The sequence below is a fragment of the Limosilactobacillus sp. DJ3M12 genome (genome assembly GCF_947381695.1).
Classification (GTDB): Bacteria; Bacillota; Bacilli; order Lactobacillales; family Lactobacillaceae; genus Limosilactobacillus; species Limosilactobacillus kinnaridis.
In genome coordinates, this window is the sequence record NZ_CANCWY010000001.1 from 42281 (window position 1) to 56400 (window position 14120).

A 14120-nucleotide genomic window follows, 5' to 3' on the forward strand; every position below is an offset into this window, starting at 1 on the left:
TTGAAAGAAGGAACTAAGATGAGTAAAGAATATAATGTCGCAATTTTGGGTGCTACTGGTGCAGTTGGTACACGGATGATTCAGCAATTGGAACAATCAACAATTCCAGTAAAGAGTGTGAAATTACTGGCATCTGCTAAGTCAGCTGGTAAACAATTATCATTTAAAGGCCAACCGATCACTGTTGAAGAAACGACACCTGATTCTTTTAATGGGGTTGATATTGTGCTTTCATCTGCTGGTGGATCAGTATCAAAAAAGTTCCTTCCAGAAGCAGTAAAACGGGGAGCAGTTTGTGTTGATAATACGAGTGCTTTTCGAATGGAACCTGATGTACCGCTAGTAGTTCCAGAAGTAAATGAAGAGGCGTTAAAAAATCATCACGGAATCATTGCTAATCCTAACTGTTCGACAATTCAAATGGTGGTAGCATTGGAACCAATCCGCCAAGCATTTGGATTAAATCAAATTATTGTTTCGACTTACCAAGCAGCTTCAGGAGCAGGCCAATCAGCCTTAAATGAATTACGACAAGAAACTCAAGACTACCTTGATGGTAAAGATATGCAAGCAGATGCCAAGATTTTGCCAACAAAGGGTGACAAGAAGCATTATCCATTAGCTTTTAATTTATTACCCCAGATCGATGTCTTTGAAGATGATGGTTACTCCCATGAAGAATGGAAGATGATCCACGAAACAAAGAAGATCATGTTAAACGACATGGACGCTAAGGATATTAAGGTTACTGCCACTTGTGTTCGTGTACCTGTCCCAATTGCTCATGGAGAATCGATTTACTTTACTGTTGATGATCCAACGGTAACTGTTGACCAATTGCGGGCAGTATTAAAGGACGCTCCCGGGGTAGTTCTGCAGGATGATCCTGCGCACCAGGTTTATCCTCAACCAATTAATGCTGTTGGCAAGCGTGACACTTTTGTTGGTCGTCTCCGTGCAGATGAAGAAAATCCTGGTTCCTTTAATATGTGGGTTGTTGCTGATAATCTCCTTAAAGGGGCGGCTTGGAATACCGTTGAAAATGCAGAACGTTTAGTCGCAAATGGGTTAGTTTAAAATTTTATAATCATAATAAAAAATACTCTCTGAATATAGGGAGTATTTTTTGTATGGTTATAAAGTTTGTCGATAGTAAAAAGTAATGTAGCCAATAAAAAGTTGAAATAAGTCTTCAGTATTTTTAGGATCTAGTTCAAAAAGTTTTTTAATGCGAAGTAATCGGTTATTAAGTGTATTACGGTGTACAAATAAATTATGCGCAGTTTGATTTACACTCATATTACACTTAATGAACTCACGGATTGTATCGATCAATTCTTTCCCATCTTTTCTTTTTAGTAAAGCTTCATATTGATCATTAACTGCTATTAAATTTAAATCACTATCTAATACCTGTTTAATAAAAGAGACTTGTGAGTAATGCCTAAATGATGGCTTTCCAAAAATATTACTTAATCGCAGTGTTGTAACTGCTTGCTCCGCTAATCTACCAAGCAAATTACCCCAATTACTGATACCGTATTCAATTTCTTGATGTTCAAGTTTTTGTTGAATATATGTTTCTTGGTGCTTTGAACTGAGGATAATCAACTCAATGTGATTAGTAAGAGAAAAAATAATTGTTTCCTGATCTAGTTTAAGGTTTTTGATTATCTGAGAACTCCCAGCAATTGCAATTACAAGTCGTTGTTTTGCTAGATTTATATTTAGACGATTTGCTTCCTCAACTAGTTCACTATCAAGTTGCGGATTTTGATACTTGCTGACATTAATCCACCTATAAATAAATCTTTGTTTAACTTTTTCAATTTCGTGCTCTTGTTCATTTTCTTGTTTTTGCTGTAGCAAGAGCTCGACTGCTGTTTTTAGCAATGATGCTAGGGGAGTAACTTTATTAGGGTCACCAGTAATTCCAACAACACCAATAATTTCATTTTTAAATTTTAAGGGCATATTAACGCCTGGCTGTCCATGATTTCCATATTGTTGCTCCATTGGTAGTGTTTTTCGCTGTTTTATCGCATCAACAGCTCCAACATGTAAAGTATTTATCCTGCTTTTATTTCCACTTGCAATAATATAACCTTTCTTATTCATAATATTAATGTTATACGGTATTTGCGTCGATCATATGATCGACAATTGATTGTGCAAGTTCTGGTTTGAGTTCCATTATTTTCTCCTTACTGATTGGTAATTAGACGATAAGATTTTGATAATAGGATTTGTGTACAAAATGCATAATAATCTTTGTGCAAAACATAACTTGTTATAAGCTTGTTTAAGGATTAATGTAAACGATGACAAAGGGATACTGTTTCTTGTGATATTTTATCTTATTTTAATATTTCTTTACTAGCAATCAAAGAGGAGGCTTATAAAATGATTTCTTGGTGGGGAGCATTAATAGGATTAGCACTTGCGATTTTTTTAATTTTACGAAAATTAGATCCAGTATATTCATTATTACTAGGTGCAATAGTCGGCGCCGTTATTGGTGGGGCTGGTTTAGAAGGAACTATTAATATTTTGGTTAAAGGTGAACAAAGTGTAATGGGAACGGTCCTTCGAGTATTAGCAGCAGGAATGTTAGCTGGTGTTATGATGGATTCTGGGGCTGCCGAAACCCTTGCACGGACAATCGTTAATAAATTTGGTGATCGGTTAGCTATTTTTGCATTAGCTCTAGCAACGATGGTAATTACAGCTGTGGGTGTCTTTATCCCAGTCGCTGTTTTAATTGTTGCACCAATTGCCCTTGAAGTTGGTCGCAATATGCATATTTCAAAATTATCTTTATTGGTTGCCTTATCTGGTGGAGGCAAGGCAGGTAACATAATCTCACCAAATGCAAATACAATTGCAGCAGCAAAGGGTTTTGGGCTTGAACTAAGTCAAGTAATGATTGCTGATTTTATTCCTGCCGTCATCGCTTTAATAGTTACAGTTGTTGTAGCTAGAATGATCCGCAAAAAAGGTAGGGCAGTTCTAGAACAAGATCTTGAAGATAGTGCAAAAACGATCAAGCAAAGTGATTTGCCGACATTTAAACAAGCCATCGTTGCTCCTGTTATTGCAATAGTTTTACTTTTATTAGGACCAATTGGAACTATTTGTCATTTACCATTATTAGCAAAAGTAAATTTAGATGCTACCTATGTTTTGCCATTTGCAGCAATAATAGGTGCTCTAGCAATGGGAAAAGGTGAAAAAATTAAGAGTTATGCTCAGACCGGTGTTAGTCGAATGACTGGCGTAGTAATGATTTTAATTGGTGCAGGTGCAATTGGTGCTACTATTACTGCGTCTACTTTCCCAGAGTTATTAATCGAACTTATTAAGGCAAGTCATGTGCCTGGTGTCTTATTAGCACCACTTTCTGGTATTCTCATGGCCGGAGCAACTGCTTCAACCTCTACGGGTGTTATTTTAGCTACTGGTTCTTTTGCCAAGTCTATTTTAGGATTTGGTGTTGCACCACTTGCAGCGGCTGCAATGGTTCATACTGGGGCGATTGTCATTGACCAATTACCTCAAGGAAACTATTTCCATGTTACAGCGAATGCAATGCATATGGATATTAAAGAACGATCGCAAGGTATTTTTTATGAATTCTTAGTTGGAGGTTCCGCAATGTTAACCGCAACTATCTTGTATGGCTTTTTGCATTTACTATAAATGAAAGGATGATCAGTGATGAAATTTGTAATTGCTCCAGATTCATTTAAAGGCGGACTAACAGCAAAAGAAGCAGCAAATGTGATGGCAGAAGGAATTAAAAGAGTGTTTCCGAATGCCGAGTATGTTTTAGTTCCAATGGCTGATGGAGGAGAAGGAACTGTTCAATCCTTAGTTGATGCGACTAACGGTCGAAAAATGATTGCTAAAGTCCACAACCCATTAAATAAATTAGTTAATGCTGAGTACGGAATATTAGGTGATGGGGAAACAGCAGTGATTGAAATGGCAGCGGCAAGTGGCCTTCAATTTGTTAATAAGGAGACTGCGAACCCGCTTATTACAACTACATATGGTACCGGCGAGTTAATTAAGGATGCTCTTGACCATAACATAAAAAAAATAATTATTGGAATTGGTGGAAGTGCAACCGTTGATGGCGGGGCGGGAATGGCCCAAGCACTTGGAGCACGTTTACTGGATGCTGATAATCATGAAATTGGTTTAGGCGGTGGTGAGTTAGCAAGTTTAGAGCAAATAGATTTTGGAGACTTAGATCCTCGCTTAAAAAATGTAGATATTCAGATTGCATCAGACGTTACCAACCCATTAACAGGAAAAAATGGGGCCGCCCCAGTATTTGGCCCGCAAAAAGGAGCTGATGACGAAATGGTGAACATCTTGGACAAAAATCTTCATCATTATGCACGAAAAATAGTTGCAGCTGGTGGGCCAGACGTTGAACAAACGGCAGGTGCAGGGGCAGCCGGTGGTTTAGGAGCCGGATTAATAGCATTTACCGGTGCGACAATGAAGCGAGGAATAGAATTAGTGATTGAAGCAACTCAACTACAAAAAAAGGCAGTTGGCGCTGATTATGTTTTTACTGGTGAAGGAGGAATTGATTTCCAGACTAAATTTGGTAAAACGCCATATGGAGTCGCTAAGGCAACTAAAGAGGTGGCTCCTAATGCTCCAGTAATTGTGTTGGCTGGAAATATTGGTAAAGGTGTAAATGATCTATATTCATCCACGGCCATCGATGCAATTTTTGCAACTCCTGAAGGGGCTAAACCATTAAAAGCAGCATTAGCAGATGCACCTATTGATATTGCGCAAACAGCAGAAAACGTTGCGCGTTTAATTAAAGTGAGTCATGTTAATAATTAGGAATTAAAAGAGGGTGGAAAAAACTTTGCTTTTTTCTCACCCTCTGCTATTTTCACGAACAATTGCAAGATAACGTAGAATTAGCTTCGCGTTGTCACAAGGCTCGCGTCCGAGCGACAATTAGCCCATACCTCCGCCTTAGCTTAGCCAACCGCCTTGTCGAGAAGACTGTTTTCTACGCACATTTTACAGCAAATTACTGGCTTGGCTTAGTCTTATAAAGACCGTATAATGAATTGGAAGATAACCAAGGAGAATTTAAAAATGGAAGATAATAAATATCAATATGATGAAAACGGCTTTCGTGAAGATTTAAAAGATGATCCAGATGTCCTCCACCAGCCAGATGCTGACCGTACACAGCGCGATTTAATAACTCTGGACTATGATGAGACGTTGGCATTTCTTAATGGTGAAAAGGAAGTTAAGACTGTTTATGACTTTTCAGATGATGTTTTGGAAAAAATAAAAGAAAAATATCCAACCCTAAATGATACACCGATCAATAAAGTAATCATGGAAAAATATCAGCAGATTTTATCCGCTCGATACAATGAATCACAAGCAAATAATAAGACGGTGCATGCCGATGATAGCGAGGATAATGATGAATAGTCTAATAACGTTTATTATTTCAATTGCCTTTTTAGGATTAGTGATTTGGGAAAATCGTTTACATAGTCAACTTGGATTCTTGGCAAGTCAACGACCAGATAAAGTTACAAAGGATTTTATTCGGGTAGTTCGTCAAGAAAAACGGTTGAATTGGATCTTGTGTATACTAGCAATTATTGTTTTCATGACGACTAGTCGTTACTCAGTTCTATTAATGAGTATTATTACAATTATTGAATTGTTATTAGTAACTCGTATGGATCGTGTAAAAAATGAAATGATAGATTAAATATTATTATAATGATTAATCTTTTAAGAAAGAGTAACGTTTTTTAAGAACTATCTAATAATTGCTATACGCATTTAAAAATTAATGGTAAAGTTAGAATTGTGTATTTCACTAATTTATTATTGTTTGTTTAGTTTTTAGGAACTTATTGGGAGGGTGTTTTATTTATATGAGTAAAAAAAGAATACATCATTCAAATAACCATCGATCTCGTGGCGTTTTTGCAGGAGCAGTTAGTGCCTTAAGTTTATTAGCAGTGACAACACAAGCAGTTAATGCTGAACAGCTTACTGTTAAGTCTGGTGACACTATTTGGGGGCTTGCAAAACAACATGGACTTTCTATTAGTGCATTAGAACAAGCAAATCCTTCAGTTAAGAAGATAAGTGATAGCATCGACTTAATTACAGTTGGTCAACAATTAACGTTGCCTACTACTCAACATGATGCTAACGCGGATTTGAATGCTGATGGTAGTTATACTGTTAAGCCTGGCGACACGCTTAGCTCTATTGCAGATCGTTATAATGTAACTGTTAGTCAATTAATGTCATGGAATAACTTAAGCTCTAATAATTCATTATACATTGGACAACAACTCAGTGTAACAGGTCCTGCGATCTCAACTGCTGTAAACGCGCCCGTTGTAAGTACCCCTGTTGCTGATGCGAGTGTATCGGCTCAGCAACCGGCTGCTCAATCGACAGACACAACTTCATTGATTCAGGTTCAAACTTCAGCAGTTACGTCTACTTCTGTGTCTCAACAAGATATGGCTAGTAGTCAACCAGCAGGGACTTCACAAGCAACTCCTGCTTTGAGTGCAACGCAACAAGTTTCAACTTCTTCAACAGTAGCTGCTCCTAACCAAAGTGCAACCAACAATAGTAGTACCACTATTGCGAATAGTACAACTTCGACTTCTGCTGCTGTAACGTCCTCAGCAACTACTAATAGTCCAGCCACTACAACAGTTGCTGCTCAACCTGCTACAGCTAATAATGTTCAGGTTGCTTCTGCCTCAGCTGAAAATAGTGTTGCACCGCAAACACAAAGTTTTGCTGTTAGTCAAGCTACTTCAACAGCTGTGAATACTGCTGCTTTATATGGACAATCATTTGTTCAAGCAGCACCAGTAGCAAGTCAAGCTTCACAATCACAGACTGCACCAGCATCACAAGCGACGGATAACGTTCAGAATAGTAATGCTGCTTCGCAACAAACAACTGTTGTAACGTCACAAGCTCAACCGCAACAATCACAAGCGGCTGCTAGTCAACCTGCACAGCAAGCAGCAACTACTAATCAAGATTTACAACATGGTTCTGTAGTTAGTCTTGCCACTAAGATTGCTAACTCTAATAGTGTTCCATACGTATGGGGTGGTGAAAGTCTTAGTGGAATGGATTGTTCTGGATTAGTTAAGTATGTTTATGCTAATGCGGAAGGTAAGCAATTACCACACTATACAGGAGCACTTGAAAACTGTGTGGACCAACATCCAGTTAGTGAAGCTAAGCCAGGCGATCTCTTATTCTGGGGTAACCATGGTTCAACTTACCATACAGCTATTTACACAGGAAATAATCAATATGTGGCCGCTGCTCACCCGGGGACTAATGTTTCGACTTACACAATCAGTCCATACTTTAATCCAAGTTTTGCCGGAACGGTTAAATAGTTCTGATAGATTATTAGAGCTTTTTCATTAGATAGTAACAAAGATGTAACCTAAAAAGGGTTAACATTCTTCTATCCTCGTGTTATCTTACTTATATTGCAATTCCAGTATTGCTCTAAAAATATTTCACATTTATTGGGGAGTGTTAAATATGAGTAACAAACATGAAATTGAAGAAGATTTATACCGTGCACAGTCCCGTTTGGATGATTTATGTAAACAAGAGGGACAGGAAAATACGGGCACTCAGACTGTTACTATTCAACCAAAATACGGTGAAGAGATGCAATCTTTACGGGAAGAATGCAGTCAGTTACGGATTATTTTAGAAGCAATGGAAGCTTCTGAAGATTAATAAACTAAAAAAGATTAACAAAAAGCAGTAAGCGCTAGAAGAAAAAATTATCTTCTGGACTTACTGCTTTTAACTTATTTTTCTGTTGTTTGCCAAATTGGATATTGACTAATGTCTAGGGTGAGGTCGATAAAACGATTACCTATTTCTTCTCCGTCAGTTTGACTAAATTCTAGTGAAGTAGTTGTGATGTGGAGATTATCGCTTTGGAAGTGGTGGGCAAATTTTGATTGATCTAAATTGCCTCGGGCTAATTGCAGCAATTGCCATATTGTCATAGGCCATCCTTTCCGTTCAGCGACGACTAATTCCAATAATGGTTTCTTTAACGAAGCACTTGGGGCAACTTTAAATCCACCACCGATAAATGGATGGTTGCTGGTAATTGCGATGTAAGCTTTAGGAAAAATAAAGCGTTCACGCCCAGATTGAATCATCAGGGTAAAGGGCTCTTGATCATAGATTACTCCAATTGCCTTTTGGAGGTAGGTGAAACGCCCAATATGATTTTTCTTGTGACGAGCCTTAAACGTATTAGCACGACTAACAATTGCCGCGTCAAAACCAATCCCTAAATTATTAAGAAAATAACCTTCTTCACCCCGAATCGCCTCATGATAATGACCAATGTTAATTTTTTGTGGTGCGTCTGCAGTTAAAATTTGATTTAATGCCCTTTGTGGATGCATAGAAATCCCGTAACCGCGGGCAAAATCATTTCCTGTCCCAGCAGGAATATATCCAACCGCAAGTGGTTTTTTATTCAATCGCTTGGCCGTCTTCATAAGTCCATTAACAACTTGATGTAGCGTACCATCACCACCAATCGCAATGACAATTGTTGATCCCGCATTATGAGATTGGGCGATTTGGCTGGCAAGGTATTCTCCATGATTAGGATACTTAGTTGTTTCCATGTGATAATCAATTTGTTGTTGATCTAAGACCGGTTTAATTGACGACCATGCCTTTTCTGCATTACCATTACCAGCATGACGGTTGAGGATGATTGAATAATTCATCAATATTCCTCCTTTGAATGGTGCCAAAAAGCAAAATAATATTTATATTCGAATAATTAATTCAGTATTTTTCTAATGTTCATAAGAAAGTTGGAGGCTGAGAAAAACAAGCGTTTTTCTCAGCCTCTGTTAATGATTAAAAGCTTAGAACGTCGTCAACTTAAAGTTAGGGTTTTGCTTTTCGTAAGCAAGGGCCTTTTCATCAAGTTGTTCTACAAATTCAATATTGTAGTCAGTGTTGTGTTCAACCATTAAAAGTGCTTCAGCTTCTGAATCAGCTTCAATATACAATGATTGAGTGTTTTCACGAACTGGGCGTTTTGTCTTATCAGCTTGGTAGTATACTTTAAAAGTCATACTGTTAAAAACTCCTTAATTAAAGATATTATGCAGTAATTTACTTTATTATTCTATCACAGATAACCAAAAGTGTCTTAAATTTTCCTAACATGGTATTATTAAATAAAGGTAAAGGCCAACGAGGTGATAGTCATGGTTATATTCTTAATCTGTATTTTAGCAGCAATAATTGTTATTGCTCTTTATTTAACGATCCATCGCGTATTTCTTAAGCGAGCAACGATGATGGTACAGAAAAACGCTCAAGACGTTACTGATGCAGCGTTAAATACTAGTTTGAAAGAAATGTTACATTGGAATAAAAATCTAAATTCTCAAATTGTTGCCGATGTTTGGGGAAAAGGTGTGCTTGCTTTTGAATACCATTTTGATTATAAAAAAGAAAATATTAATCTTGATGATTTCACACGTCAAAAACTAGCAGCAGAACTTAATGAATATGCAAAACGACACCATTTAAAGATGGCTCCCAAAGCCTCTCAACCGTTTATTATAACCGATTGGTGGAAATATGAGGGGATTTTGCATATCGATATTGCCTATTTGATAAATGAAGCAACTGTTGAGTACATTGAAGATTTAAAAAAATTAAATCAGTAATTAGTGAAAATGGCCGGGAGAAAGTGTATTTTTCTCTCGACCATTTTTTGTAAAAATTAACTAATCATTACTGTATCTGCAGGCGCCTCAAATGGTTGATCTTTATTAATATGATCGTAAAATAGCACCCCATGCAAATGGTCAATTTCATGCTGACAAACAATTGCTGGATAATGCTTTAATCGTACCTTATGAGTTTCACCGTTAACGTCTTGATAACGTAATGTGATGCGGTCATGTCGTGGTACGTAGCCAGGCACGTCTTTATCAACTGAAAGACAACCTTCGCCTTCAGTAAGAGCACCATATTGAACCGATTCACTAACGATTACTGGATTAATGATAACGTCCTTAAATAAGGGCTTTTCACCTTCAGCAGGTGCGGGAACAAGGACAGCAGCCATTTGCTTTGAAACACCAACTTGAGGAGCGGCAAGGCCAACTCCAGCTCGTAACTTGTACTTTTCACATAATTCAGGATCTTGGCTTACTTCTAAGTATTGCATCATATCCTTTGCTAATTTTTGGTCTTCATCAGATAGGGGAAATGAGACCTTAGCAGCTCGTTTACGTAAAACGGGATTGCCATCACGGGTAATATCTTTCATTAAATACATTACTCACTATGCCTCCATATAAAAATTCAGTCATATTATAGTCTATCATAACTATTTAAAATTGCTAATGAATATGAGGATAACAATATTTAACTATAAATTTTGAAAAAACGTATACTTCACTTGGACCATTTTAACAATTCTGTCCATTAAGTTTATGAAAGCGCTTGTATTATTTAGGCAATCGGTTATACTATAAATGTAGGTAAGCAATCGCTTACATGATGTTAATTGGATTTGGAAAGGAATGTTGAATATGGCCAATACCAAAGCTGTCAATTTTGCTGAGATTAAAGCCAATGAAGGGGTACCTTATGCAAAACCCGTACAAATTCTGGATAACGACGGAAATGTTGTTAACGAAGAATTAATGGCTAATTTCAATGATGAATTATTAGTTGACTTAATGAAAAAAATGGTTTGGGCACGTGCCTTGCATGAACAAACAATGAGTTTTTCAAAGCAAGGTCGATTAGGTTTCTATGCGCCAACTTGGGGTGAAGAAGCTTCTGAAATGGGAACAGCTGCTGCATTTAAGAAGCAAGACTTCCTTTTCCCTGCTTATCGTGATTTGCCACAATTAATTCAACATGGAGCAACTGTTGCTCAAATGTACTTATGGTCAAAGGGACACATCAAAGGTAACCTTTTTGATGCACGTGCTCTCCGGCCACAAATTATTATCGGAGCGCAGATGGTCGAAATGGCTGGTGGTGCTCTTGGAATTAAGAAGAATGGTGAAAAGGACACTGTTGCCTATGCTTACACTGGTGAAGGTGGAAGCTCACAAGGGGATACTTATGAAGGAATGAACTTTGCTGGTGCATTCCAAGTACCTGGTGTATTTATTATTCAAAATAATGGATGGGCTATTTCGTTCCCACGAAAGCTACAAACTGAAACACAAACAATTGCCCAAAAGGCTGTTGCTGCTGGAATTCCAGGTGTCCAAGTTGATGGAATGGATGTCCTTGCATGTTATGAAGTTGCTAAAGAGGCACGTGAATTTGCTGCTGCTGGTAATGGACCAGTGCTAATCGAAACATTAACATACCGGTTTGGTGCTCACAGTTCAGCAGGTGATGATCCTACTCGTTACCGGACTGAGGATGAAACAAAGCCATGGTTTGATAAAGATCCATTGATTCGTCTTCGCAAGTACCTAACGAAAAAGGGGCTTTGGTCTGAAGAAGAAGAACAAAAATATGCTGATGAATGCAAACAAAGCTTTAAAGAAGCAATGAAAGAAGCAGACTCAGTAGAACCTGAAAAAGTTAGCGATATGTTGAAGCGGACGTTTGAAGTACCAACTCCAGACATTAAAGAACAAATTAAGAAGTACGAAGAAAAGGAGTCGAAGTAATCATGGCTAAAAAGACTTATATCAAAGCTATTACTGAAGGTATTGACATCGCTTTAGCCGAAGATCCTAAGACTTTAGTATTCGGTGAAGATGTTGGTAAAAACGGTGGTGTTTTCCGTGCGACTAATGGGCTTCAAGAAAAATACGGTGTTGATCGAGTATTTAGTACCCCTCTTGCCGAATCAGGTATTTTAGGAATGTCAATTGGTTTAGCAGTAACTGGCTGGCGTCCAGTACCAGAAATTCAATTCATGGGCTTTACTTTTGAAGCATTGGATTCTATCGCTGCTCAAATGTCACGGATACGTTTCCAATACAATGGGACTAAGCATGCACCAATTACTATTCGGACTCCTTATGGTGGTGGTACTCATACTGCTGAACTACACGGGGATGATCTTGAAAACTTCTTCGTTGGTATTCCAGGATTACGGGTTGTTGCACCAAGTTCTGCCTATGATGCTAAGGGATTAATTATTTCTGCAATTGAAAATAACGATCCAGTTCTTTTTCTTGAAAACCTTCGTCTCTATCGTTCAGTCAAAGGTGAAGTTCCTGATGACAAGTATACTGTTCCGTTGGATAAAGCAAATGTTGTTCAAGAAGGTACTGATGTTACAATTATCGCTTATGGTGGTGAAGTATCAGAAGCACAAAAAGCCGCTAAGAAATTAGCTAAGGACAATATTTCTGCTGAGATTATCGACTTACGTTCTCTTTACCCACTTGATACTGACACGATCTTTGAATCAATTAAGAAGACGCACAGAGTAGTCATTGTTCAAGAAGCGCAAAAGATGGCTGGTGTTGGTGCCCAAGTTGCATCAGCTATTTCAGAAGGTGCAATTATGTATCTTGATGCTCCTGTTACCCGGGTTGCTGCTCCTAACTCAGTATATCCATTCCCACAAGCTGAAAATGTTTGGCTTCCAGGTGCACGTGATATTGAGGATGCCGTACGAGAAGTAATTAATTACTAAAAGTGCGGAATAGAAAGGGTGTTAATACGATATGGCATACATTTTTAGACTACCAGAAATGGGAGAAGGATTAACTGAAGGTGATGTTGCTTCTTGGCTCGTTAAAGAAGGAGAAGCAATTAAAGCTGATGATCCTTTAATTGAAATTCAAACTGATAAATCGACTACTCAATTGGTATCCCCAGTTGATGGAACTGTCAAAAAATTATTTGTAAAAGAAGACGACCACGTTGAAAAGGGCGACAAGCTCGCTGAAATTGATGATGGTAAGCCTGGTATTAGTACAAACGTCGAAAGCGAAGACGACGATGATGAAACTGATACAGGCAGTGAAGAAGCTACTGAAAGTGAAAAATCCACGGCTCCAGCTGCAGATTCTCCTTCAGAAGATAATTCTCCAAAGGGTGGAGTAGCTCCACTTGCAGAACCAAACAAGCTTGTAATGGCAATGCCTTCTGTTCGTCAATATGCCCGTGATAAGGGTGTTGATATTTCACTTGTTCAACCAAGTGGTAACCACGGTCAAGTTCTTAAAGAAGATATTGATAACTTTAATGGGTCAGCTGCTCCAGCTAAGGAAGAAAAGAGTGCAGCTATGTCAGCTAAGACTGCTCCAGTTGCAGCTAAGACCGCTGGTAATACAATCAAGCCATGGAATACCGACCTTGAAGAACGTGAACCAATGTCTAATATGCGGAAGATTATCGCTAAGACTACTCGTGAATCAAAGGATATCTCGCCACATGTTACATCATTTGATGAAGTTGAAGTATCTGCTCTAATGGCTAGTCGCAAGAAGTACAAGGCAGTTGCTGCAGAACAAGATATTCACTTGACTTTCTTGCCATACATTATTAAGGCTTTAGTTGCCACATGCAAGAAGTTCCCAGAATTAAATGCTTCAATTGATGATTCTACTCAAGAAATTGTTTACAAGCACTACTATAATGTTGGGATCCTTACAAACACTGACCACGGTCTCTATAATCCAAATATTAAGAATGCAGATTCTAAGAGCATGTTTGAGATCGCAAAAGAAATTACTGAAAATACTCAGGCAGCCTTTGATAACAAGCTAAGTCCGGAATCAATGGCTGGTCGGACTATCAGTATCAGTAATATTGGTTCAATTGGCGGTGGCTGGTTCACCCCTGTTATCAACCAACCAGATGTTGCCATTCTTGGTGTTGGTCGAATTGACAAGGAACCATACGTTAACGAAGATGGTGAAATTGTTGTTGGTCGAATGATGAAGTTATCATTGACTTACGATCACCGTTTAATTGATGGTGGACTTGCACAACATGCATTGAACTACATGAACAAGTTATTACATGATCCAGAATTATTGATGATGGAGGGCTAGATA

The 14120-nt window shown here is 38.1% G+C and carries 15 protein-coding genes; 11 read left to right on the plus strand and 4 right to left on the minus strand.

Annotation, left to right across the window (positions count from 1 at the left end; all coding sequences use genetic code 11):
* Positions 1-18 precede the first annotated feature (18 nt).
* Positions 19-1077, plus strand: a complete 1059-nt coding sequence (locus tag QOS06_RS00210; RefSeq protein WP_013923992.1) for an aspartate-semialdehyde dehydrogenase — start codon at positions 19-21, stop codon at positions 1075-1077.
* A gap of 57 nt (positions 1078-1134) precedes the next feature.
* Here the strand turns inward: QOS06_RS00210 and QOS06_RS00215 are convergent, their stop codons facing one another.
* Positions 1135-2118 carry a PucR family transcriptional regulator gene (locus tag QOS06_RS00215; protein WP_283595266.1) on the minus strand — a complete coding sequence of 328 codons (984 nt, stop codon included), beginning with the start codon at positions 2116-2118 and terminating at the stop codon, positions 1135-1137.
* A gap of 285 nt (positions 2119-2403) precedes the next feature.
* Between QOS06_RS00215 and QOS06_RS00220 the strand changes: the two genes are divergently transcribed.
* The 6 genes from QOS06_RS00220 (at position 2404) to QOS06_RS00245 (ending at position 7809) form a co-directional block, all read left to right on the plus strand.
* Positions 2404-3699 carry a GntP family permease gene (locus QOS06_RS00220; RefSeq protein ID WP_003671750.1) on the plus strand — a complete coding sequence of 432 codons (1296 nt, stop codon included), beginning with the start codon at positions 2404-2406 and terminating at the stop codon, positions 3697-3699.
* Between the two features lie 18 nt (positions 3700-3717).
* Positions 3718-4869, plus strand: a complete 1152-nt coding sequence (locus tag QOS06_RS00225; protein WP_283595267.1) for a glycerate kinase family protein — start codon at positions 3718-3720, stop codon at positions 4867-4869.
* 231 nt (positions 4870-5100) lie between these two features.
* A complete protein-coding gene (locus QOS06_RS00230) occupies positions 5101-5484 on the plus strand; it encodes a hypothetical protein (RefSeq protein WP_003671747.1) in 384 nt (127 codons plus the stop codon).
* Positions 5477-5773: a hypothetical protein gene (locus tag QOS06_RS00235; RefSeq protein WP_181462764.1), complete on the plus strand. Its 297-nt coding sequence runs from the start codon at positions 5477-5479 to the stop codon at positions 5771-5773. Before QOS06_RS00230 ends, QOS06_RS00235 begins: the two co-directional genes overlap by 8 nt.
* Positions 5774-5942: 169 nt before the next feature.
* Positions 5943-7454, plus strand: coding sequence for a C40 family peptidase (locus tag QOS06_RS00240; RefSeq protein WP_283595268.1), 1512 nt, complete (start codon positions 5943-5945; stop codon positions 7452-7454).
* Positions 7455-7605: 151 nt separating this feature from the next.
* A complete protein-coding gene (locus QOS06_RS00245) occupies positions 7606-7809 on the plus strand; it encodes a hypothetical protein (RefSeq protein ID WP_003668273.1) in 204 nt (67 codons plus the stop codon).
* A 74-nt stretch (positions 7810-7883) separates the two neighbouring features.
* Here the strand turns inward: QOS06_RS00245 and QOS06_RS00250 are convergent, their stop codons facing one another.
* Both QOS06_RS00250 and QOS06_RS00255 read right to left on the minus strand, forming a co-directional pair.
* On the minus strand, positions 7884-8831 hold the full coding sequence (locus QOS06_RS00250; protein WP_283595269.1) for a diacylglycerol/lipid kinase family protein: 948 nt from the start codon (positions 8829-8831) through the stop codon (positions 7884-7886).
* Positions 8832-8975: 144 nt separating this feature from the next.
* Complete coding sequence (locus QOS06_RS00255; RefSeq protein ID WP_003666803.1) at positions 8976-9188, minus strand: DNA-directed RNA polymerase subunit epsilon; 213 nt, start codon at positions 9186-9188, stop codon at positions 8976-8978.
* 135 nt (positions 9189-9323) lie between these two features.
* Here QOS06_RS00255 and QOS06_RS00260 point away from each other — a divergent pair, with 135 nt between their 5' ends.
* Positions 9324-9791 (plus strand): hypothetical protein, encoded by a 468-nt coding sequence (locus QOS06_RS00260; protein WP_152699575.1) that lies wholly within the window; start codon positions 9324-9326, stop codon positions 9789-9791.
* Positions 9792-9847: 56 nt separating this feature from the next.
* Here QOS06_RS00260 and def read toward each other — a convergent pair whose 3' ends face one another.
* Entirely contained in the window at positions 9848-10408 is a 561-nt protein-coding gene (def, locus tag QOS06_RS00265; RefSeq protein WP_013923994.1) for a peptide deformylase, read from the minus strand.
* Between the two features lie 256 nt (positions 10409-10664).
* Here def and pdhA point away from each other — a divergent pair, with 256 nt between their 5' ends.
* From pdhA to QOS06_RS00280, 3 genes are read left to right on the plus strand one after another with little or no spacing between them, the layout of a single operon-like run.
* Complete coding sequence (gene pdhA / locus QOS06_RS00270; RefSeq protein ID WP_085649561.1) at positions 10665-11771, plus strand: pyruvate dehydrogenase (acetyl-transferring) E1 component subunit alpha; 1107 nt, start codon at positions 10665-10667, stop codon at positions 11769-11771.
* Positions 11772-11773: 2 nt separating this feature from the next.
* The gene (locus QOS06_RS00275) at positions 11774-12751 is read left to right on the plus strand and encodes an alpha-ketoacid dehydrogenase subunit beta (protein ID WP_271901424.1); all 978 of its coding nucleotides are present in this window, start codon (positions 11774-11776) and stop codon (positions 12749-12751) included.
* Positions 12752-12782: 31 nt separating this feature from the next.
* Positions 12783-14117, plus strand: a complete 1335-nt coding sequence (locus QOS06_RS00280; RefSeq protein ID WP_085649562.1) for a 2-oxo acid dehydrogenase subunit E2 — start codon at positions 12783-12785, stop codon at positions 14115-14117.
* Positions 14118-14120: the final 3 nt, after the last annotated feature.

Coding starts and splice junctions, on each gene's coding strand:
- pdhA (WP_085649561.1), top strand. CDS start 10,665: ATGGCCAATACCAAAGCTGTCAATTTTGCTGAGATTAAAGCCAATGAA.
- QOS06_RS00280 (WP_085649562.1), top strand. CDS start 12,783: ATGGCATACATTTTTAGACTACCAGAAATGGGAGAAGGATTAACTGAA.
- QOS06_RS00245 (WP_003668273.1), top strand. CDS start 7,606: ATGAGTAACAAACATGAAATTGAAGAAGATTTATACCGTGCACAGTCC.
- QOS06_RS00230 (WP_003671747.1), top strand. CDS start 5,101: ATGAATTGGAAGATAACCAAGGAGAATTTAAAAATGGAAGATAATAAA.
- QOS06_RS00275 (WP_271901424.1), top strand. CDS start 11,774: ATGGCTAAAAAGACTTATATCAAAGCTATTACTGAAGGTATTGACATC.
- QOS06_RS00215 (WP_283595266.1), bottom strand. CDS start 2,118: ATGAATAAGAAAGGTTATATTATTGCAAGTGGAAATAAAAGCAGGATA.
- QOS06_RS00210 (WP_013923992.1), top strand. CDS start 19: ATGAGTAAAGAATATAATGTCGCAATTTTGGGTGCTACTGGTGCAGTT.
- QOS06_RS00235 (WP_181462764.1), top strand. CDS start 5,477: ATGAATAGTCTAATAACGTTTATTATTTCAATTGCCTTTTTAGGATTA.
- QOS06_RS00255 (WP_003666803.1), bottom strand. CDS start 9,188: ATGACTTTTAAAGTATACTACCAAGCTGATAAGACAAAACGCCCAGTT.
- QOS06_RS00220 (WP_003671750.1), top strand. CDS start 2,404: ATGATTTCTTGGTGGGGAGCATTAATAGGATTAGCACTTGCGATTTTT.
- QOS06_RS00225 (WP_283595267.1), top strand. CDS start 3,718: ATGAAATTTGTAATTGCTCCAGATTCATTTAAAGGCGGACTAACAGCA.
- QOS06_RS00240 (WP_283595268.1), top strand. CDS start 5,943: ATGAGTAAAAAAAGAATACATCATTCAAATAACCATCGATCTCGTGGC.
- QOS06_RS00250 (WP_283595269.1), bottom strand. CDS start 8,831: ATGAATTATTCAATCATCCTCAACCGTCATGCTGGTAATGGTAATGCA.
- def (WP_013923994.1), bottom strand. CDS start 10,408: ATGTATTTAATGAAAGATATTACCCGTGATGGCAATCCCGTTTTACGT.
- QOS06_RS00260 (WP_152699575.1), top strand. CDS start 9,324: ATGGTTATATTCTTAATCTGTATTTTAGCAGCAATAATTGTTATTGCT.